Here is a 21,713-nt window from a genome sequence, read left to right as displayed (position 1 = left end):
ATATTAAGATAAATATAAGCCAGAAATAACTATTCTATTAGCAATACACTCTGCAAACTTTGCCAGAACAAGTGAGGGTAAATTTTTCGATGAATGCCGGAATAAATACAGACTGCCCAGCGCTTAATATTAATGTTTCACCACTGGCATGATGGAGTGTGGTAACGCCACTGATGACCAGAATAATTTCGGCGCTGTTGACCGTCATAGCCTGATTCTCCACATTGGAGAAAATACAAAAACGAAAATCATCTACCGGAACGCTGTAATCAAAGCACTGTTGGGTTTGGCTGGGGTTCAGGATCAAATCATTGTGCTTTATAGAGGTAAACGTCGTGCACAGCACCAACTCAGAAAGATTGATTTTTTTGCTGGTAAGCCCTGCACGCAACACGTTATCAGAGCTGGCCATGACTTCAATCGCCGTACCTTTTACGTAGGCATGAAGTGTGCCCGGTTGTAGAAACATCGCCTCCCCTGGTGCCAAAGTAATGCAATTTAATAATAAGGGAGCAAAAACGCCGATATCATCTGGATAGGATTGATTGAGGTTATGAATCAATGTTGCCAGTTCTGGTGAGAAACAAGCCTGCGCCTGACTCACCAGTTGCCGTACCGCCTGTTGGCACAATGCAGGTGTTAACTGCATCAGCGTGACGAAAAACAGCTTCAAACCGTCAGCATTCGGTTGGGTTATCAACGCATTGAGTGCCGTAGTAATGGCGGGGATATCGAGTGCTTTAAAATGCGCAATTATCTGGTCAACTTCCCGAAAACCATTCATGGCCTGAAAAGACGTTATGGCATAAACCAGCTCCGGCTTATGGTTCGCATCATTATAATCAGGTGATGCGGCGCGATGTGGTTGCCGTTGCTGCTGCCAGAATCCGGTTTCAGCCTGCGCTTTTTGAGGGTGAACCTGAATAGACAGGGCACTTTCAGCAGACAGTATTTTCAGCAAAAAAGGCAGATCAGCGAAACGCTCCGCCGTTGATGCCCCCAGAATTCGACATTTATCCTCAGCAATTACATCCGATAATGCTTTAATCTGGCCCTGCTCATTGATAGTAGAAACACCCGCGGGGTGGATGCCCATCCACAATTCGGCCTGCGGTTGCCCATCAGGGTTAGGGATATTAAACAATTGGTTTAGCGCAGTACGGCTTCCCCAGGCATAATTTTTAACTCTATTATCAAGCTGATAAAAACAGCGCGATAGCTTGCTGCTCATAACCTTTACTCCTTTAATGGCTTAATCCTGTCGGCTAAATTGATTAGTTTCAGCAAGAGATTTAAACCACAATCCATTGCGTTTTATTTGCCGTTCGCCAGTAGCCAAATCCAGCCGATAGAAGCCGTAACGCCGCTTAAAAGAGTTAATCCATGACCAGTTATCAATAAACGTCCACTGATGTACGCCAAAACAATTCGCTCCTTCATTGATTGCCCGATGCAACTGCACTAAATGTTCTTCCATTAGGGCAATACGAAAGCTGTCATCAATCACGCCATCTGCCTGCACTGGCCCTTCTGACTCCAAATCCATGGCGATACCAATTTCAGCCAGATACCATTTTATATTGCTGTAATTGTCACGAATATTGGCCGCAATATCATAAATAGCTTGCGGCAGAATTTCGTTATTATCACGGTAGGGGTTAAAACGACCATCAGGATCGACATAGTTTTCGAAGTAATATTCCGGGGTAAAATAATCAAGGGTATATTCACTTTCACGTGCCTTTACCCGGCGTGGAACATAGTAATTTACCCCTAAAAAATCTATGCGAGAGTCGGTAATTAAGCAGACATCTTCTTTGCTGACGATAGGTAGGCAATCGTGAGTAGCCAGTATTTCACACAGTTCTTTGGGGAACTGATGTTTCACTAAAGGGTCGAGGAAGCTGCGGTTAAACAGTAAATCGGCATACCAGGCTGCTTTTTGGTCTTCCGGCGAATCACTACGGGTATAGGAAGGTGTGAGGTTAAGCACCACACCAATTTCTCCGGTAAGCTGCTGTTCGCGATAACATTTTACCGCTTTGGCGTGTGCCAGCATGATATTGAATGCTACCTGAGCGGCCAGTTTGCCATCTTTTTTACACGGGTAATGGAAGTCATACAGATATCCGCCTTCCACCGGGACGATCGGCTCATTGAAAGTGGTCCAGTATTTGATTTTATGACCAAACAGTTCAAAAGCTGTTTTGGCAAAACGGGCGAACAGCTCAGCCACATGGCGAGATTCAAACCCACCATGACGATTCTGTAATTCTTCTGGCATATCAAAATGATAAAGATTAATTATTGGTTCAATGCCATTACGGATCATCTCGTCAAAATAGTCATGATAAAAGCGCACCGCGTCATCGTTCGGTTTACCCGTTTCAAAATCCTCAATCAAACGCGACCACTGAATTGACGTGCGAAATGAGTTAAAGCCAATGCTTTTCATCAGCGCGACGTCTTCTTTATATTTGTGCAGCGTTTCGCACACTTTGGTCGGGCCGATTTGCTGAAAGAAACGCTCCGGATGACTGGCAAACCAGCTATCCCAAATGGATCGGTGCGGTTTATTGTCAGTGCCTTCAGTCTGTGGGCCAGACGCCGCTGCCCCCCAGAAAAAACCAGCGGGGAACTGATATGTTGTCATACAACCTCCTAAGGATTCCGGTGCCTGGCACCTGAAAAAGGCTGCGCCAGTGAAGGCGCAGCGAAAAAACTACTCTGCTGTCACCTGCATGGACTTAATGAACATATAGCCCCAGTCACCGGAATACTTACCGAAACCAAGGGTGTTCTCCCCCTGCTTCAACTGCACCGGCACCACCATTTCCTGCCCTTTTTCATCGGTTTCCGGGAATTCAATTTGTAGTGGATTATCACTGTTTACCTGAATCGAGTTTTTCTTACCGCCCCATTTACCATTAAAGAAAATATGCAGTTTGTACGCACCGTCCCATGGCGCATTTATCTGCCAGGTAACTTTATCGCCTTCGTTGACAAACGGGCCGAGGAACCCATCGTCACCGGTAGCAAGCTGGTTTTCATCACTCTTCACCACATTCACTTTGCCGTCTTTAACACCGAGTTTCGGGCCAGCAAAATTGCAGTAATCCGCTGGCGCTTTACCGGTTGCTTTACTCACCGCAACCTCAACCACTTTGCTGCTTTTCAGTAACCCATCATCCGCCGTAAAGGTCAGTGAATAATTGCCTGCCGCTGGGAACCAAACTCGAGTGGAGGCCTGATCATCGTGACAAAAATGTGCCTGATGCTTGCCGCTACTTGTCCATTTCACACTCACACCATGGCCGGGCAAGTTATCGTCCTGCCAACGGGCATCAAGACCGATTCCCTTATCCTGCGTGGTCGTCGCCTTATCATTCAGCTCGATAACCGGAGCCTGATTTTTCTGGTGATGGGTAATACTGATAACGTTGGACGGCGCAGATTTGCCGGATTCGTTCTTGGCGACCACGCGGTAATAGTAGGTTTTACCTAATTTCAGAGCAGAATAATCATCGCGGAACAAATCCATTTTGGCAGGATCCCACGCCTGAATGCCGTCAGAAATGTCATGACCTACCACTTTCCATGGGCCATTTTCACTGTCCGCACGCTCTACGTCATAACTACGACCAACGGCGGCCCCCATCCAATTAATTGCGAATGGTGATTGGCTATCACGTAACTTTGGTGCATCGGGTACTGGCAATGGCGGGGCCTTATCCAGCCCGGACATCTGTGCAGACGCGGTGCGCACCAGATTCACCACATCCATTTCCTGATTGGCCTTTCCTTCAGGGAAGCCAGGTAAATGATAGCTGTAGTGGCCGGTATACTCTTTGTGCCAGTAAAATCCCCCATCCTGACGATGCCCACGGAAGCCCCAGATAAAGCCCCCTGCGGCCTTGGCACCATTAACATCGGTGTGAACAATAGACTGCATAATGCTATTCAGTTCACTGCTGTCCAGCAGACCAAACTCGCCCACCAGATAAACTTTTTTGCCGCCGATAGCCGTTAAGTCTTTCGCCACCTGATCTGGGTGATTGTTGCCAGCGTTGGTGTAATAGTGATTGCTGACGATATCGACATTCGGATCATTAACTGAGAAATCATTAATTTTCTTATAAGTGCCGTCGACCACTAATTGATGTGGAGCCAACTTTTTAATCCACGCGGCCGTTTCGTGCAAAAAGGCCGCATTGGTATCCTCCAGCTCATTACCAGTTTCCCAGGCCATGATGGCTTTTTCATCATAATAGGGGCGGCCAGTTACCGTATTGGTTCGGGTAATAACCTGACGAATAATGTCTTTATAGGCCTGATAGGTTTTGCTCGAGGTATCGTAAAATGCCTCGGGTTTTTCGTGATAAAACGCCGCTAATTGTTCACGACCGCCCCACCACCACCAATGGTCAATAAACGGCAAGATAAGCCGCAGCCCTTGCTTATCAGCTTCGGCTATCATGTTGTCATAAACCGTCATCGCTTTTTCATTCAGCCGTGGCATACCATCCGGTGTGGAAGGTGCCAGAATATGAGTTTCACGTTCGCAGTCTTTATCATTCTCCTGCTGAACTGATAGTACGTAGACGCGCTGGGCTTTCGCACCCGTTGCCACCATCGCCTTGATCCAATTTTCCTGCTCTTGAGCCGTCGGCCATTTAAAATATTGCCCCCACCCCCGTGGATCCGCTTTACAGGTGCCACGAGCATCATCTTCAATGCGGTGTAATTCAGGCGCATGAATCCCGGCAAAACGGAAGGTCTTGTCTCCCTCCATTAACTGCGCGCCCTGACGGGTAATAAAGTGCTCAAAATGAGACTGTTCAGCCGCCATTGCACCGGCGCTCGCCAATGCTGACAACAGGGATAGCAGCAACGTTTTTCTTCGGATAATTTTCATCATTTCCCCCTTAGAACCACACTTCAGCTTGAATACCAAAGTTCAGCGTGTCGGTTTTCCCACTGCGGCTATAACCTCCAGCGCTGATACTATTGGTGTCCCAGTTGTAATTGCCATCAAGGGCATCAGATACGCCCTTATCCCATTTGGCATAAGTGGCAAAAACGCGCAGTTGTGGGCGGCTCCAGAAGCCGGAATCGAAAGTCAATGTTGGGGCAATAGTGACTTTGGTTAAGCCGCCTTTTCCTTTGCCATCAACACCTTTGTAGTTGTCATCATCCAGATACTCGTAACCCACTTCATATTGCATTGCGAAGTGTTTGGTAATTTGCTGGTAAGGACGAACCCCGGCAACCCAGCTTGTCCGACCCCAACCTTTCTCATCGCTGCTCCACCAACGGTAGTTTTTATCTTTTTGGTAGTAGGCAAAGGTGGAGATATCCCATTCACCCAGTGAGGCCATTCCGTCCAGTACCACGCGCCAGGATTGAGTATCTTCCAGGTTGGCCCAACCCCAGCCGTTCTTACCCAAAGAATCCCCCGCGGCCAACCCTCGGCCATACTGCACAACGAATTTGGAATAGCCGCCAGCGATGCCATAAAATCCGTCGAAATTATAAATACCCGTGAAGCCATAGCCTTTTTCCGCCGCATCAACATGTTTTTCGCTGTTATTCATGTGATGACCGACCACTTCCAGGTCAATGGGTGACCCGCCAATCTTCTTCAACCATAGGTTCAGGGAGTAATCATCGGGGTAGCCCTGATCACTTTTATCCACCGGGAATGCTTTGCTTTCATCGGTTGGGGTAAAAGCGTAGATACCGGCATCAAAACGTGCGAAGCCTAAGTCCAGGTTATCGAACCCGCCCCCAGTCCCGTTGTATTGAATATATTCCCAGTCAAACTGATGGCTTGAGGTGTTGGAGCTGCTGTAGCGTTTTCCGCCCCAAAAAGCCACTTCAGGAGCAAAGTCGAGGTTAGTCATTTCGACATAACCTTCACGGAATTGTACCGCCTTACCGTCTTCATCCAGACAGTTCCAGTCAGAGGTACATTTACTTTGATGGGTGATATTGGCCTGAATTTTGGCCACGGCACCAGAATCTGATGTCAGCGTAACCTGCGGAACTAATTCAATTTTCGTATCATCTTCGTTACCAAGACGCCATTTCCCATCAGGCATCAAGCCAACAGAATCGACACGGTTACCATCGCTATTGGCCAAAATGCCAGAGCGAATATAACCATGTAGTGCAAAATCATATTTTTCTGCACTGGCCTGATGACTCATGGCCGTCAGGATGAGCAAAGACAGAGGCATTAATTGGTTCAGACTTTTCATAATTTCCCTTGTGTTTTTTTTGATTGAAATAGCATCTGAATAACGCGTCGGGAAATTTACGGAATAGAAACGGAAATGTACATCCAATAACGGAAAGCGCTTTCCGTATTTGCCGGATCAAGTCACAAATTCGCCAGTAATCCCCTTAGAATTGTGATTGGAGTCGCATTTTTAGTTGTTGAGAGCGGGAAGTGCCGACCCTGACGACGGGTCAGCACATTGATGGCGAGAAAACAGCATCTGTTATTTACGTTCTAAATCAGCAAGTTGCTTTTCATACACACAAAAGAAAGGGCGATATAACATCCAGGAGTTGAAGATGGCAAACAAGCACATACACATGTTTTTCCAACTACCGTTCGCAGCCCATGCAGCACCTAAGGGTGAGGGCATAGACCAGGGCAACATAGCAACCGCTCTATCCAATACCCCCAGATGAGTAAGATACCAGGCAATGCAGGCATTAATCATCGGAACACCAATAAATGGCAATAAAAACACAGGGTTAAGAATGATTGGAAAACCAAATAAAATGGGTTCATTGATATTAAACAGCGAGGGGATCAAACCAATTTTTCCAACACTTTTGAGCTGGCTGGAGCGGCTGCGCATCGCCATAAAAACCAGCGGCAATGTTGAGCCAATGCCGCCAATTAATAAGTAAAAATCCCAGAATCCTTGTAGATAAATATGGGGAAGTTGGGTCACACCATTAGCCAGAGCTTCTTGATTTTCAACTAAATTTGCCATCCAGAATGGGTTCATAATACCCGTGACAATCAGTGAACCGTGAATACCAACAAACCACAATAACTGGCAAATAAGTAAGGAAATCAAAATAGCTGTCAGGGTATCAGAGGCAATGATTAACGGGCGGAGTGCTTCACTGATCAAATTCGGTAACATCATTCCTGTCGAAAGCTGCAATAGCGTATTCATCACGCTAATGGACAACATAATTACCAATAGCGGAACCAATAACTGAAAGCTATTACGTGTCATCAGGGGGACTTCCTGAGGTAAGCGTATGCACCAACCTTTTTTATAGAAAAATCTTATTATTTCAATTGAATAGAAACTTGAGAACAAGGCAGTAAACATCCCCATCCCACTTAAAAATATATTGGGTGCGGTGCCCTCTTTGAACCCAATAAACATCAGAAAGGCCAGGCAACCGGTGAGCCCAGCAAGCCGTTCAGGTAGCCGATATTGCTTAGCCAGGCTGGCGCTGGCACCAAAGGCAATAATCAACGAAATCAGACCTAATGTCAGTTCAAAGATAGGCATCAGTATTGGCCGAAAGAGCAAATACCACGTCCCGAAGCGGCCATCAATATTGATAGAGAATGGCGGAAAAATCAGAGGAACCATCAAGCTACCTACAATCACAAAGGGCATTGCCAGAGCAAAGCTATCGCGCATAGCCGTGATGTGATGGTTGCGGGTAAGCATATTGGCAAAGGGAGTCAGGCGCTGCTCAATCAGGGCGACGGCAACATTCATGATCTGGATATTCATGGTGGAACCTTTCTGGGGCTGTTTTATGGAAGGATGATGGCGCACATCACAACAAAGCGAAAGCCTCCATCTGGTGATCAGGCTCACATTTAAATGATCCATAAACGGAAAGCGCTTTCCGTTTATTTCCATCATAGCTATAGTCCGCTCGTTATCACTGTCGTTATTTATTTCGGAGCTACCCATGAAAAAAATCATGCTTTGTTGTTCTGCGGGAATGTCTACCAGCATGTTGGTGAAGAAAATGGTTGAGGAAGCGGAGAAAAGAAATCTTGAAGTTGATATTAAGGCTTTCGGTGTCGTGGAGTTTGAACAGAACGTTGGAGATTATCAGGTCGTTTTATTAGGGCCACAGGTGAAATATATGCAACGCGATCTACAGAATAAAGCCAATGCATACGACATTAAAGTCGAACCCATCAATATGATGGATTACGGCATGCAAAAAGGTGCTGCGGTTTTAGATTTTGCCCTTTCACTAATTGATAATAACAAATAAGGGATAAACCATGGGTTCTCTGTACAGTAAATTAATCGACGTGATTGAACAGAAAATCACGCCAATGGCGGGCGCAATTGGTCAGCAGAAATATGTTACATCCATTCGTGATGGATTTATCGCCGCACTCCCTTTCATGATTGTCGGTTCATTCATGTTAGTTTTTATATTTCCCCCTTTCTCACCTGATACAACTTGGGGATTTGCTCGCGCCTGGTTGCAATTTTCATTAGAACATCGTGCCAGCCTAATGCTGCCTTTTAATTTCAGCATGGGGATCATGACCCTATTTATTGCAGTTGGGATCGCAGCGAGTTTAGCGCGCCACCATAATCTCGATCCTTTAACTTCGGGCATGTTGTCACTGATGGCATTCTTATTGGTTGCGGCCCCCTTAAAAGACGGACAAATATCTACCGCTTATTTTTCTGGTCAGGGGATTTTTACCGCTATTTTGGTCGCTATCTATTCCACTGAACTTTATGCTTTTCTCAAGCGTCATAATATTACTATCCGCCTGCCACCTGAAGTCCCAACCGGTGTTGCTCGCTCATTTGAGATTTTAATTCCTGTTCTGGCGGTCATCCTGACTCTGCATCCACTTAATTTATTTATTGAAGCGCAATTGGGAATGATTATTCCTGAAGCTATTATGTCACTGGTAAAACCCTTGGTTGCAGCCTCTGATACCCTACCTGCTATTTTAATCTCGGTATTGGTTTGCCAGGTATTATGGTTTGCCGGTATTCACGGCGCGCTGATTGTCACGGGTATTATGAACCCATTCTGGATGGCAAATCTGTCTGTAAACCAGGCGGCAATGGCGGCTAGCCAGGCTATTCCACACATCTATGTGCAGGGATTCTGGGATCACTATCTGCTGATTGGCGGCGTAGGTTCCACACTGCCATTAGCATTGCTGCTCATGCGCAGTAAAGCGGTTCATCTACGCACCATTGGCCGAATGGGTATTGTGCCTGGCATGTTCAACATCAATGAACCTATTTTGTTCGGCGCGCCTATCATTATGAATCCATTGTTCTTTATTCCATTTGTACTCGTGCCTATGGTCAATGCCACACTCGCCTATTTTGCGCTGGATTTTGATTTGGTATCCAGAGTAGTTCAAATGACCCCTTGGACAACCCCTGCGCCAATCGGTGCTTCATGGGCTGCCAACTGGACGTTTAGTCCGGTCATTTTGTGCCTGATATGCATGGCAACCTCTGCCGTTATGTATTTCCCTTTCCTCAAGGCTTATGAAAAGCAGTTATTGGAACAGGAAACAGGTAAAGCCACAGAACACAATGCAACCGCGCAAACGGATGCGGCATAAATCACAATTACGATACCACCGAGGTTATTAATGGAATTAGAAGAACAGGTTATGGGCATTATTATTAATGCCGGTCAGTCACGAAGTCTTTGCTATGAAGCGTTACGTAGCGCTAAAGAAAATAACTTCGCTGATGCCGATGAAAAAATGAAAGAAGCTGAATATTACGCCAAACAGGCCCATTTGGTACAAACCAAACTCATTGAAGCTGATGAAGGTGAAGGAAAAACCAAAATGACACTGGTGATGGTTCATGCTCAGGATCATTTAATGACTTCAATCCTGGCAAAAGAATTAGTGACTGAGCTGATAGACCTGTACCGCAGCAGACAATAACAGCTCGCATGTCATGTTATAAGTCAGAGAGGCATATCCTCTCTGACCATTTTTGAAGTTCTCTATGAGGTTAATATGTTTCATCTCGGACTGGATATTGGCGGCACTAAAATTGAAGCGGTATTATTAGATTCTCATGGAGAAATACGACTACGTGAACGCCGAACAACTCGTAAAGAGAGTTATCAAGGCTTTATGGAGAACCTGCTCTCATTTATTAATGAAATAAAAAATAAAGCGGGTGGTGAATTTACAATTGGTATTGGGCTGCCAGGCACAATTGATCCGGTAAGTGGCTTAATTAAAAACTGTAATTGTCTGGTACTGAATGGCCAGGATTTAACCGGGGATTTAACTCAGCACTTAAAACAACCCGTTTTTCTCGCAAATGATGCTGACTGTTTTACGCTTTCTGAAGCTGTAGATGGTGCCGGTTCCGGTTATAACACAGTATTTGGTGTCATAGTGGGTACCGGTTGTGGCGGCGGCATCGTGGTGAATAAAACACTACTTTCAGGGCCAAATGCCATTACCGGAGAATGGGGTCACAACCCGTTACCCGGATTTATGACGGAGCAGGATGGTATAACGCAACAGTGTTATTGTGGCCAGAAAAACTGTGTTGAAAGTTTTATTTCAGGAACAGGCTTTGCGCAGCGTTTTAATCAACAGTGGCGTACTCAACTCAGCGCCGAAGATATTATCACTGCCGCCCAAGAAAAAGAGCCTCGCGCGCTGGCACACTACCATCATTTTATTGACGCCTTTGCCCGCAGTCTTGCGACTGTTATTAATACGCTAGACCCTCATGCCATTGTTATCGGCGGTGGTTTATCTAACGTAGCGAGTCTTTACGATGATTTGCCCAGTGCCATCCAGGAATATATTTTCTCAAATGATTGCCGTACAACTATTCTGAAAGCCAAATTTGGCGACGCCAGCGGAGTACGCGGGGCTGCATGGCTGCCTATCTTGCAGATAAATAAACAGATATAGCAGTGCCAGGAGTGACAACACTGTGAACAATTATCTCGGTTATTTATGCTACTATAATGGGAAAATCGTTACGCAGAAGACGCAATGCCAACAATCGATGATGTTTCCAAGTTAGCCAATGTTTCCAGAGCCACGGTATCGCGCGTTCTTACCGGAACACGCGGCGTGCGCGACGAAAGTCGGGAAGCAGTATTACGGGCTGTCGAGCAACTCAATTATCGCCCGAGTTTTGCCGCCCAAAGTCTGGCCAGTCAGACTTCCAGCTACGTTGGCATTGTACTACCGACTTGTGAAGCGGAGCTTTCTGCCATTCTGTTGCCACAGTTGTCCCGCGCGATGAAAAACCTCAACAAAACACTTATTGTTCAGTATGTTAATGACGAATCTGAACAACAAATGTTTATTGAAGAACTCCAACACCAATGTGTGGCTGTCGTCGTATTGGGTAAACTCAGCGCTAACGCACCGCAGAACGTCATTGCATTCGATCAGTTTGCTGTTACCGGAGCAGAAAGCCGCGGCTATGATTATGCATTTGCAACAGAAAGTGCCTGCCGATACGTGATTGGTAAAGGCCATCGCAATATCGCGTTACTCATTGATAATGAAGATGATGATGCCAGCCGCCAGATGGTAGAGGGTTATCGTAACGTGCTGCAAAACTTCTCACTGCCTTTTAACCGGCAGTTATTGTTAGCCGCAAAAAATAACGTAGAGCAAGCCTTACTGACTCTAATTAACAGCTTTACCCGTTATTCAGTCATTATTGTAAAACGCGATAGTTATGCCGCTGAAGCTATGCGCCTGATGCGTGAATTTAACATTGTCGTGCCACAGGAGGTTTCGTTGCTAAGCCTGGAAGACTCTCCGCTGGCCTCGCTGCTTTACCCACCGCTAACTTGCATTTCTTATCCTACAGAACAGTTATTGGAAAATTGCCTGCAACGCATACGTAGCCTAATTGAGCAGCATCCCATTTTTGTTCCTGAAGGGCATGCCGTGACCGGCAGATTAATTGCCAGAGCCTCTGTTGCTGATATTTCTTGAGACTGCTTATTAAGTCAGAGCAGGCTCACAACACTATAAATAACAGACCATATCCATACATCTCAAGTTGGCCTGTGCCAACTGGGATGGATATAAGCTCTCACCAATGAGTATAAATCCATTCTTTTCATAAAATGCCGATGCATTAGGTGTTGCAGCCAGTGTTAACTTTGCAAAACCCCGCTGTTTTGCTTCTTGCTTGATGGCTGTCAGAATCAAAGACGCCATACCGCGGCCTTCAAATTCAGGTAATGTAAAAATAGCTTCTACGCTACTGGATGAGAGATCTAAAAAACCAGTGGCAACAGCAAGCTGGCTAACCGGGTCATCGACGACAAAAAATGGATTATGCGCCACAGCCTTAGGATATCCCTCGGGCATCTGATCTGGAGTCCAGGCAATCAATATTTTCTCATCATACACATTTCGACACCCATGCCTTATGGCCTTATTCCTTACCAACCATAACTGACCTGCTTCATCAGGTGACGCCAACCTGACCTTCATACATCCTCCTGTTTTTATTCGGCATAACAGCGGCAAGCCCCAAAATAATAAAAGCCCCGACTACACTAGCCAGGGCTTTTAAGGTACTACACATTTAAAATTAAACATTAATCAACTTAATAACGTGATACTTATCTTGGTACTGTTTATAAAGATGTACATGTTTTACAGGAATATTTTCGTTTAGAACTAACTCTGCCCTCCAATATATTAACTGAATGGTAACATTCCCAACTTATTACATTTAGCCATGTTTTTGATAAAACTGACTAAATTAGTACATCACCCTCGCGATATATACTCTTTGTTACGTGGCTTTACTTTCGTCGCGATATTCTCGATCTCATACTGAAGTACACAAATCGCGAACATTACTATTAACAACAAAGCCTTAACTCATCGCGTACCTTCCACAAAATGCGATTATGAAGATTTACTGCGTGACCTTAAAGCATCATCGCATGAGTAAATTATAAGTAAACTCATAACGAATCTCACATAAAAAAATATTTCGTGACCTTTATCGCATTATTTTAAATCTGCTACATGGACACCGGTTAAATAAAAAGCTCGCTACTAATTGCACCGGTGTTGAATTCCAATCTACGTGTTCTATATCAGATGTCAATACTGTTTTTAAGCACATATCTTTATTATCAGTGCTATTGAAGTTTTTATGCCGATTTATTGATTTAGAATAATATAAATCGCTCATAATCAAGGGCTAAGACATCAAGACTATTCACATATAACCATACAAAGACGTTAATGAACGCACGACCATGATCAATGAGATCTTCCACTTCGCAGGGCGAGTTATCGGACATGCTGCACCTCCGACCGGAGAGTGGTGGTTATTGATTTGGGGCAGTTGAAAGCTGTACGGTATGAAATGTCTCAAAATGGCAGTATTTTTATGCCCCCAGCACAGGGTAGAAACCAGTAAACCACGGTAGATTCAGACAGACTATTTTCATTGTAACCATTGGATTATAAAAGGATTTATAGAAGAAAAGAGAAAACGGGAGATAGGCTTTGGCGGAGATCACAGGAGTCGCATTTGATACTTAACTCATTGATTTAAAATTGCCATTTTGTGTTGGATAAGTGAGTAACCCCCATAAGCACCCCCAAATGATTTTGCTTGTGGAGAGCAGAGGCATCCAGAGCTACTTTTTGGCCTGTAGTAAAGCGGCAATATCCTTTTCGCCTCCGGCTTCTGTTTAACGCCGAGTTGTTTGGTAAAACCGAACAACTGAAGTTTCGCATATTCAGTTTGCCAGCGTCTGGCGATGCTCTCCCTGCTGAACTTGTAAATTAGACTTACAGGTTACGTAGTAGCCTGTTGAGAGTTCTTGGCCGCAATGATTATGCCAGAAACCCATAATCTACTCAGGTTATCTTGCAGGTAGCGCTCCAGGAAAATGTTTTGCCACGATATCATTCATCCTCTCCACCAGATCAAGGCGTTTAAACGTGATATGTCCGCTGCCTTTCTGAAAATAACGAATGCTAAAGAAATCATCCTCGAAGACCTGTTGATGTGGATTATCGCGAACAAAATCCATGAACCGAATGGAGATATCGTGCCGGTTATCAGGGATGGTTTTACCATCCAGCAAATACAGCATACGTTCCAGATCGGCTAACTGATCGCGCCGCCAGCCCCAGTTCAGGCTGTAGCCCCATCGGTCATGCTTCACCAGATTGTTGACGATAATCTTCTTACCGAAGCTGCAGGGACTGTTGGTTTTGTAATCCCACGACAGGCCTTTGAACACGTTAATGATGCTGCGTTCGAAGACGTCCATTTTATTCAGATGTAGCTGCTCAAAGGTGCTGAGGATATTCGCCTCGCTGATAGCAGGAAGATCGCCCTCCTCCAAGTTCTTATGCCACTGGTCACGAGCCTGCGCATCCATCAAGGCCATCATGCCGGACTTCAGCATCAAATCGCGCCAGATACTGCGGTCAATATTGTGGGTGACGGCAGGTAGCGCTCTATCAGTATTTTCAGTCAGCCAACTGTCGTAACGGTGCCCGGCTTTCATCGCCCAGTCTTGCGCTGTACCACCGCCTATTTCTGAGGTCAGCCGTGAAATGGCATCAATTTGCTGAATGAGTTGTTCGATCTGTTTTAGTGCTGTATCGCGGCCTGTCACTATACGTTCAATACTAGTCGAGCAAATCAGTTCGCTATGACCGGTTAATACTTCAGCTTCAGTTTGCATGATATTTTATCCGCAAAAAGCAAACGCGGCTGCCGGGTAGTGGCAGCCGCATTATGCAATATGTAAACAAGGGAGAAAGATCGGAAGTGCAAATCGGGAAGGTTGTACGCAATATTCACCGTACTGCGTTGTTACGGCTTTGTCGCAACAGGCCAGTTGCCTGTCTTGCCCGTAAAATATCTACCGCCCGAATATAAGGTGATTGCTCCTGACAGTTAAAACTTCTGCGATCGATACGAACCAGTTCGTACTTTTCCACCAGAAAGTTAACGGCATCAGCCAGCGTAATACCGGCGTTGATATGCTCCTGAATAACGGTTACATCACTGAATGGTGTGTCGTTCAGCGTCAGGCCATAGTGTTGCTCCAGCAGGCGTGTCAGTAGCATTTGCCAGACTGCAACGGTCGACAGACAGGGCTTCGCCGCCCGCGAAATTGTAGCAGGTAGAGTTTTCATGCTTGTTCTCGTGAAATTAAGTTAGCGTTGAGTGGGATAAACAGCGATGTATACGTAGCCGCAACTGCCAAGAGTATCGGCTTCGCAGGTATAACCGTTGTGGTACAGGGTGACGCAATGGGCATGCCGAGGATTCATTTCACCAGTGGTCAGCATCGATTCCATCTGACTGATAAAATGCGGAAATGCGATATCCAACTTCTGGCATTCGGCATCACTAAACTTACTGGTGATACTGGCCCGGTCAGCCAGATAGTGCAGCCGGTTGCCCTCCTGTACCAGACGTGCCCCCATGCGCGGTGTAATATCCCGCTGCAGGCCCCATGTGGTGTTGCTCATTTATAACCTCTTTATTGTCAGTTCAGGGTGATACTCATCAGGCAGGCGTAAGGCCCGTTACGGTCCTGGCGGCGTTCGGCGTACACAGCCAGGACTCCAGTGATATCCGGAACGTCCCTGCCTGTGTAATGACAGACGCTACCGTGCCACTGGTATTTGCCGGTGCAGTAGCGAAAGATTCGGGACTCAGGATGCTGGCGGTATATCGTCATTGCCCGGCGTTTACTGATAATTTTCATTTAATACCTCACAGAAGACCGTGTTCCGCGAACGAATAGATTTGCCTGCCGCCGACAATCAGATGGTCAGGGATACGGATATCCACCAGTTGAAGTACCTGAACCAGTCGCTGCGTGAGGGCTTTGTCAGCTTGGCTGGGCATCGTCTCGCCGGAAGGATGGTTATGCGCCAGTATCACCGCCGCCGCATTGAAGTGCAGTGCACGTTTTACCACTTCCCGGGGATAGACCTCGGTGCGGTTAATCGTGCCACTAAAGAGGGTCTCATGGGCGATAAGCTGGTTCTGATTATCCAGATACAGCACCCTAAACTCTTCCCGCTCAAGTGCGGCCATATGTAGTCGCAACCACTCCCGAACGGCATGAGTGGAGGTGAAGGATACCCCTGGCTCATGCAGGTGCCGCTCCAGAGCCCTGAGCGCCCGCTGAATGAGACGCCGGTCCTGTGGCGTCATCTCGCCGGGTAAAAAGGAAAGCTGTTTCATTCGTTGTTCCTCTGGTCAGTCAATGATACGCAGAATGGCGTGGGCTTCTGGATGCTGCAGGGCGTAGTCCCGCAGACGGTAATAGTGCTCCGTCATGGCATCGCATTCGGTACGGCAGGCATGGTGGCTGTATTCAATCAGGCAGACAGCAATACCTGCGGCTTCTGCGCTCATTTCCGCACCATTGCCGTTCATGCCGTTGAACAGATGCCATTTATCGTCACCTTCAGCATCAGGAGCCATAAACGCACCGCCATTGCTCAGCGTGTAAAACTGCCAGATACCGCCACTGTAATCCGCGCAGAAGCGGTCCATCCAGGCAAAGATGCGCGGCTCCAGCATTAGCCACTGTGGAATGGTGCCAAAATGCTGCGGCCAGAAATGAATACGCAGCGCATCGGGGACGTCGGCGACAGTAAGGGTGAGTTGCGGCTCATTAGCCGGGGTAAATACAGGCTGAGTCAGGGAGGTCATGGTGTTCTCCATTAATAAAAACGCCAGCGGTTGTGGCTGGCGTATCGGGGAATAAAGAGATGTTGATGGCGTGTGACGCTGGGTGAAATACGTAAGAAATTTGCAGGGTGACGGCTATCGCCGGATGCTGTACTGCCGGAGATACGGGTTAATCCCTGCACCGGCGTCAGGCTCAAAGCTCCAGGCTCGCCAGACCATACTTCCTTCGCTATCGTGAACCACCAGCCGAAAATGGCTGTCCTGGTCATCTTCAATAGCGATGTTGCGGTAAGCTGTGGCGACAGCTTCTGCCTGCTCCCGGGTGAATGGCCCGGGCGGCAGCAAAACAAATTCAGGCATTTTGTTGCACCTTAAAAAGTAAAAACCCCTGGCGCAGAAGCGACAGGGGACAGAAAGAGGGGGGATTTGGTATGTTTCGTGTTGTAACGATAACGCTACTGCTTAGCCGCTTGTTTTGCTTTTTCCCAGGACGGACGATCCTTACCGGTGAAGTCGCGTACCAGTGACCAATACTCGACCGGGTACTGCATCACAACTTCACTGCCTACACCAACATCAACAGTCCAGTATTGGCCGTTGTTCATAGAGCCTTTGCGTATCCAAGCATTCGGACTACAAGTTCCGGTATCGTACTGTTTCCAAAACAATTCATCTTTGTCAACCATGTAGATATCACCGAAAGCACACCCGTTCAGAGACTGGTGGTTCCAGATGGCCACGATATGTTTGGTACTGCCCACAACCGTACACGTCTGTTTATTACCACCACAAACATCGCCCAGCGTTCTACCGTCATCACCAGTGACTTCCCAGATGGTCTTTGGTGCTGCCTTCGCTGGGGCGGCTGTCGGAGCTGGAGTAGCGGAAGCTGTCGTGCTGTTTTGTGCCGGCGTCACTTCTCCTTTGACCAGGGAACGCAGTACCTTCGCTTCCCCGTCACTCGGGGTATTTACCCACTGTCCGTCGTTACGGTTAGTGTAAAATCCGATGAAGTTCCCGTGGTCGAGTTCGTACAGGAAGATCAGGTTGTGATCGCCACAATCTCCGTCAGCACACATCGAACCTTTCAGATAATCTTTCCCGTCGATTTTCAACGGCTCCAATGGCCCCTGTGGGCCATTGAGTGCTCCCTCCTGCCCCAGCAAACCAACCAGTCCATTCCAGGACATGGCGGTTTCAATAGACTTCTTGAACTCCGGGTCAGTCTTCATTAGGTCGGCTGGGTACGGACAATTGTTCGCTTGCGGCTGACAGTTTTTAGCGTCCATCGCAGTTTTGAAATCGGCGTGGGCGATGGTAGGTGCTACCAATGCTGCAGATAGTACCAACCAACCCCATTTCACGCTGGCAGGGAAATATTTTCTTTTCATTATCAAACTCCTGAAATAAAAAAAGGGCCATATCAGGCCCTGTACAGTGATTAACTCTCGCCACGGTCACGTAAAGTTTTTCGTGCAAGGCGTTTTTCCATTTCTGTTGCGCCGCTGAAGTAACCGTCATCCGCGACAATTTTCTTCAACGCGGTACTGCTCTGACCATCTAGGCGGTCATGAATCGCCTTCATTTCCCGGGAACTGTCGAGCGCGTCTTTAGCGACGTTTTTGGCGAGTTTCCCGGCAGTATCCCAGAATCCCATGTATTCCTCCTTTGCAGGTAACCCTTGGCGATGTTGAGCAGCGTGTGATAAACCAGTACCGCCCACCCGATACGGCGCTAGACGCCTACTCAAATGCCATGCCGGAGGTGTGTTGCACTGTGCTAGGGCGGCCATCAGTGGCGTGGTGGAAAGCTGTTGCCACTCCGTCATTCCCTACCGCCATACCAGCGTGGACACGGTCAGCTCACTGCGTTGTATGCGTCCGGTGATATCGTCTTCAGTCACACCGTCGTGACGTACGCTATTTTTCTCGTAAAACTAGGCCATTGTTTTTTTCCTTGTTAACAGAGGTCATTAAACCGAAGCCTAGCCCGATTCCACATTATCGGCAGCCTGTGACAGAACTTCACGGATACAGTCGAAGTGCGGAAGTGCCCGGATAAAGCCCGACTGTGTGGTTAACTGGCTGAGACGTTTTTTCGGGATAAAAGTGGTATTGAGGACTGTCACCGCATGGATGGTCGTCAGAGGATGCACGGTGATATACCCGTTAAGTTCACCAGTGAGGTACCAGCAGCCGTCGAGTGATATCAGGCGGTATGGGGCCAACCCGTCACAGCGCTCTCCCTCGGCCAGCAGCAGTACCCGCTGGCAGGCGGTAATGGCACTGACGAGACGGTAGAAGACCAGTGAGCTGGTCGGTGACACAGACTGTGGCGGCTGCCATACCAGACACGGCATCCCTCCTGCAGTGAGCAGCATGCCCGCCAGACGCCGGTCCAGCCCCGGAAAAATATCAGCCAGTCCGGCCCGGTGCGCGAAGGTCAGCGCATCGAGCTCCCCCTGTACGCCCCCACCGGTGCTGCGCAGGCGGCATTGCCCCCGTCGATACTCAAGGTCGAGGTACATCAGCCGTTCACGAAAATCCCGTCGCAGGGTACGGACTGACACTCCAAACTCTGCAGCAAGCCGCGTCATGTTCAGCGTTTCACCTGCAACCAGGCGGCTGATTATCAGTGACAGCCTGACAGCCAGCCGGTCATGACGGCGCTCTGCCTGTGTCATCTTAAATCTCCGTAATAGTTAACTGACTGAATATGAAATGATTCTAAAGAGGGGGGAGGACAGGGTATGGACATGGAATGAACTATTTTTTATCTGCCACCGGAAGCAGGCCCGACGCGGCACATCGTGAAATACGGTGAAAAAACACTCAATCCAGAGGAGGTAAAACGGACAGGGAGTGTCCTTTCCTAACATGCTGATAACAAGCTCAGGACTGAAACCCACTCAGCATCGCTTCAGCCATCACCCACAGTGCCCGGTTGAGCTTAACGTCGCCGTCGATACCGCGCACTGCACGGGTATGCGTTCGTCCGCCTTTTGCACTCCGTCCACTGAGCCCGCCCTTAATCAGGTTCTCCTGAATACGCTGATACGTGGTCCACAGGTCGTTACTCTCATCCTGCCAGCGACGCGGGGAGAGTACCTGTGACGGCGCAACCGGCTGGTGGTCCTCCCCGAAACGGTACGTCAGTGCAGCCTGTGCCAGAGCCTGTTGTGCAGAGGGCGGCAGCATCAACGACTGCATGGCATCCCGTTTCTCTTCTACACGGTCAAAAATCCCCAGTACCTCATAGGCTCCCTCAATCACCTGACTCACCACATCGCCTTTGTGCGGTACCCGCACCTCGCCAAACGACTCACCGCAGACGAGCCCGTTCTGGCATACCGCACGGAATAATCCCGGCAGCATCTGATACGAGCTGGTGCCATCATGGGAGTTGAGCAGAATAATTTCCGGCACCTGCTTACCGGTAATCTGCCCCTCACGCCGCAGACGCAGCATGTGCTTGGTATGTTCACGGCGCCCTGGGTCACGAACGCGAGTCTGACAGGCAAAGAACGGCTGAAAACCCTCTCGCTGCAGATTTTCAAGAACAGTAATGGTTGGTATCCAGGTATACCGTGTGCTGCGTGACGCATGCTTCTCCTCACTGAACACGCTGGGCACCACCCGACACAACTCTTCACGGGTTAGCGGGCGGTCACGGCGAATAAGGTTTGCTGCGCCAAAGCGCGAAGCCAGACGGGTCATAAGCAGACTCCTCATGATGGAAAATAAAGACAAAAAAGCCCTGTCGCTCAAATGGCGGCAGGGCTCAGGAAACGACGGATTAAGTGGCAATATTCAGAAGAAGAAATTCCAGACGGCCCGGGCGACCGACACCACGGTATCGCGTACAGCCTGAATGATGGTCCGAACCGGGGCTGGTATCAGGGGTAGGGAACTTACTGTATCCAGTACCGAGCCGACCGTTTCCCCAAAATCGTCACGGGCTTTTTTATTAATGGCATCGGTACGAAGCGGGGCACTGAGCTGTACCGCTACCGGGCTGCTGGCCTCGCGTGGCAGGCAACGGATCATCCTTTCAGCCATTACCCGAAGCCCCCATTGCAGACGTACTGACACCGCACAAACCGGGTTTACCGGCTGGAACAGTTCATGTAACAGGCAGATTTTGCGGCTGATATTCTGTTTCTGCTCTGTAGACAGCTTTTCACCACCGCTGGTGGGTTCGGCCTTATCCGACTGACTGATAACAAACAACACCTTATGCCGGTATGCCTCACCAATCACCTCCCGGTAAAAATGTTCATCCACTGCCAGCGCCCGGTCATCGGCCTTAATCAACCACAGCACCAGGTCCAGCCGGGGAAGCTGTTCGCTGTAAAGCGCAGCATATTCTTCATCGTGCCTTTCACTTTCACCGACACCGGGCAGATCCACGATGGTCATAAAGTGCTCACCCACCTGAAAACGGAAGCGTAGCGGTTTACGGGTACAGGCTGCAACATCACTGACCGGCGAAACGTTCCCGGCAAAAAGCGCATTACACAGGCTGGATTTTCCGGCTCCGGTCTTACCCATAATGCCGATCACTGGCTCATAATCCGCAAGCCTGCTAATATTCGAAAGTATTTGTTTTCTAATAAAATCAGGAAGAACAGCCACAGACTGCGTGATATCTTGCAAACCTTCATGTATCTTCATCAAATAACCTCAGACAAATAAAAGAAACTCGCCTTAATGTCTATAATTCAGGCGAGCTTTCGGGGATGATCATTGTGATAATATCTGTCTGAAATATTTTTAAATGCTTCTGATATTCTTCGGAAGTTTTAAATATGCAGAATTAATGCATAACTCTAACATCTCTTGCCGGGTCATTTCACTGGCTTGTGATAAATCAGACAATTTTTTTTGTAATTCAGGCGTCAAAATGGCAAGAACCGTATTCTTGACTTTGTCTTTTTTATTTTTCCCAGATAATTTGAAATTCCTCTGAGCATATGCATTCTTTATCTTTTTACTAAAATTAATAATGGTT

Annotated in this window: 24 protein-coding genes; 5 read left to right on the top strand and 19 right to left on the bottom strand. The window is 47.7% G+C overall.

Going from position 1 to position 21,713, the window contains the following annotated elements; genetic code table 11:
• Window positions 1–37: 37 nt before the first annotated feature.
• From manA to HU019_RS18140, 5 genes are all read right to left on the bottom strand, one after another.
• Window positions 38–1,231, bottom strand: a complete 1,194-nt coding sequence (manA, locus tag HU019_RS18160; RefSeq protein ID WP_174848221.1) for a mannose-6-phosphate isomerase, class I — start codon at window positions 1,229–1,231, stop codon at window positions 38–40.
• Between the two features lie 21 nt (window positions 1,232–1,252).
• Window positions 1,253–2,653 carry a glycoside hydrolase family 1 protein gene (locus tag HU019_RS18155; RefSeq protein ID WP_174848222.1) on the bottom strand — a complete coding sequence of 467 codons (1,401 nt, stop codon included), beginning with the start codon at window positions 2,651–2,653 and terminating at the stop codon, window positions 1,253–1,255.
• Window positions 2,654–2,722: 69 nt separating this feature from the next.
• Window positions 2,723–4,915 (bottom strand): CBM35 domain-containing protein, encoded by a 2,193-nt coding sequence (locus HU019_RS18150; protein ID WP_174848249.1) that lies wholly within the window; start codon window positions 4,913–4,915, stop codon window positions 2,723–2,725.
• 10 nt (window positions 4,916–4,925) lie between these two features.
• Window positions 4,926–6,260 (bottom strand): maltoporin, encoded by a 1,335-nt coding sequence (locus HU019_RS18145; RefSeq protein WP_174848223.1) that lies wholly within the window; start codon window positions 6,258–6,260, stop codon window positions 4,926–4,928.
• A gap of 243 nt (window positions 6,261–6,503) precedes the next feature.
• Window positions 6,504–7,778, bottom strand: coding sequence for a PTS sugar transporter subunit IIC (locus HU019_RS18140; protein WP_174850509.1), 1,275 nt, complete (start codon window positions 7,776–7,778; stop codon window positions 6,504–6,506).
• A 184-nt stretch (window positions 7,779–7,962) separates the two neighbouring features.
• On the opposite strand from HU019_RS18140, the gene HU019_RS18135 reads away from it, so the two are divergent.
• The 5 genes from HU019_RS18135 (at window position 7,963) to HU019_RS18115 (ending at window position 11,992) form a co-directional block, all read left to right on the top strand.
• Complete coding sequence (locus HU019_RS18135; protein WP_174848224.1) at window positions 7,963–8,277, top strand: PTS sugar transporter subunit IIB; 315 nt, start codon at window positions 7,963–7,965, stop codon at window positions 8,275–8,277.
• Window positions 8,278–8,287: 10 nt separating this feature from the next.
• Complete coding sequence (locus HU019_RS18130; protein WP_174848225.1) at window positions 8,288–9,613, top strand: PTS sugar transporter subunit IIC; 1,326 nt, start codon at window positions 8,288–8,290, stop codon at window positions 9,611–9,613.
• Window positions 9,614–9,643: 30 nt separating this feature from the next.
• Window positions 9,644–9,949 (top strand): PTS lactose/cellobiose transporter subunit IIA, encoded by a 306-nt coding sequence (locus tag HU019_RS18125; protein WP_174848226.1) that lies wholly within the window; start codon window positions 9,644–9,646, stop codon window positions 9,947–9,949.
• 75 nt (window positions 9,950–10,024) lie between these two features.
• On the top strand, window positions 10,025–10,945 hold the full coding sequence (locus HU019_RS18120; RefSeq protein WP_174848227.1) for an ROK family protein: 921 nt from the start codon (window positions 10,025–10,027) through the stop codon (window positions 10,943–10,945).
• An 84-nt stretch (window positions 10,946–11,029) separates the two neighbouring features.
• Window positions 11,030–11,992: a LacI family DNA-binding transcriptional regulator gene (locus HU019_RS18115; protein ID WP_174848228.1), complete on the top strand. Its 963-nt coding sequence runs from the start codon at window positions 11,030–11,032 to the stop codon at window positions 11,990–11,992.
• Between the two features lie 33 nt (window positions 11,993–12,025).
• On the opposite strand, the gene HU019_RS18110 is transcribed toward HU019_RS18115, so the two are convergent.
• The 14 genes from HU019_RS18110 to HU019_RS20205 form a co-directional block, all read right to left on the bottom strand.
• Window positions 12,026–12,499, bottom strand: coding sequence for a GNAT family N-acetyltransferase (locus tag HU019_RS18110; RefSeq protein ID WP_174848229.1), 474 nt, complete (start codon window positions 12,497–12,499; stop codon window positions 12,026–12,028).
• Between the two features lie 1,397 nt (window positions 12,500–13,896).
• Window positions 13,897–14,730, bottom strand: a complete 834-nt coding sequence (locus HU019_RS18105; protein WP_039026305.1) for a DUF4942 domain-containing protein — start codon at window positions 14,728–14,730, stop codon at window positions 13,897–13,899.
• A 115-nt stretch (window positions 14,731–14,845) separates the two neighbouring features.
• Window positions 14,846–15,187: a TA system toxin CbtA family protein gene (locus HU019_RS18100; RefSeq protein ID WP_039026306.1), complete on the bottom strand. Its 342-nt coding sequence runs from the start codon at window positions 15,185–15,187 to the stop codon at window positions 14,846–14,848.
• A 21-nt stretch (window positions 15,188–15,208) separates the two neighbouring features.
• Window positions 15,209–15,526 (bottom strand): type IV toxin-antitoxin system YeeU family antitoxin, encoded by a 318-nt coding sequence (locus tag HU019_RS18095; protein WP_039026307.1) that lies wholly within the window; start codon window positions 15,524–15,526, stop codon window positions 15,209–15,211.
• 17 nt (window positions 15,527–15,543) lie between these two features.
• Window positions 15,544–15,765: a DUF987 domain-containing protein gene (locus tag HU019_RS18090; RefSeq protein WP_000691995.1), complete on the bottom strand. Its 222-nt coding sequence runs from the start codon at window positions 15,763–15,765 to the stop codon at window positions 15,544–15,546.
• 8 nt (window positions 15,766–15,773) lie between these two features.
• Window positions 15,774–16,250: a JAB domain-containing protein gene (locus tag HU019_RS18085; RefSeq protein ID WP_039026308.1), complete on the bottom strand. Its 477-nt coding sequence runs from the start codon at window positions 16,248–16,250 to the stop codon at window positions 15,774–15,776.
• Between the two features lie 15 nt (window positions 16,251–16,265).
• Window positions 16,266–16,724 (bottom strand): antirestriction protein, encoded by a 459-nt coding sequence (locus tag HU019_RS18080; protein ID WP_039026309.1) that lies wholly within the window; start codon window positions 16,722–16,724, stop codon window positions 16,266–16,268.
• A gap of 114 nt (window positions 16,725–16,838) precedes the next feature.
• Window positions 16,839–17,063, bottom strand: a complete 225-nt coding sequence (locus HU019_RS18075; RefSeq protein WP_039026310.1) for a DUF905 domain-containing protein — start codon at window positions 17,061–17,063, stop codon at window positions 16,839–16,841.
• A gap of 95 nt (window positions 17,064–17,158) precedes the next feature.
• Entirely contained in the window at window positions 17,159–18,094 is a 936-nt protein-coding gene (locus HU019_RS18070; RefSeq protein ID WP_072038556.1) for an Ivy family c-type lysozyme inhibitor, read from the bottom strand.
• Between the two features lie 50 nt (window positions 18,095–18,144).
• A complete protein-coding gene (locus HU019_RS20565) occupies window positions 18,145–18,453 on the bottom strand; it encodes a hypothetical protein (RefSeq protein WP_227739262.1) in 309 nt (102 codons plus the stop codon).
• A gap of 234 nt (window positions 18,454–18,687) precedes the next feature.
• The gene (locus HU019_RS18060) at window positions 18,688–19,386 is read right to left on the bottom strand and encodes a DeoR family transcriptional regulator (protein WP_039026312.1); all 699 of its coding nucleotides are present in this window, start codon (window positions 19,384–19,386) and stop codon (window positions 18,688–18,690) included.
• 208 nt (window positions 19,387–19,594) lie between these two features.
• A complete protein-coding gene (locus HU019_RS18055; protein ID WP_039026313.1) occupies window positions 19,595–20,419 on the bottom strand; it encodes a DUF932 domain-containing protein in 825 nt (274 codons plus the stop codon).
• Between the two features lie 93 nt (window positions 20,420–20,512).
• Complete coding sequence (locus HU019_RS18050) at window positions 20,513–21,376, bottom strand: GTPase family protein (protein WP_039026314.1); 864 nt, start codon at window positions 21,374–21,376, stop codon at window positions 20,513–20,515.
• Window positions 21,377–21,475: 99 nt separating this feature from the next.
• On the bottom strand, window positions 21,476–21,713 hold a 238-nt coding region (locus HU019_RS20205), incomplete at its 5' end, for a hypothetical protein (protein WP_217450949.1).

It is taken from the genome of Yersinia artesiana (assembly GCF_902726545.1).
GTDB lineage: Bacteria > Pseudomonadota > Gammaproteobacteria > Enterobacterales > Enterobacteriaceae > Yersinia > Yersinia artesiana.
The sequence above is the reverse complement of the archived record's forward strand: the minus strand, read 5'-3'. Positions and strand labels throughout refer to the sequence as shown.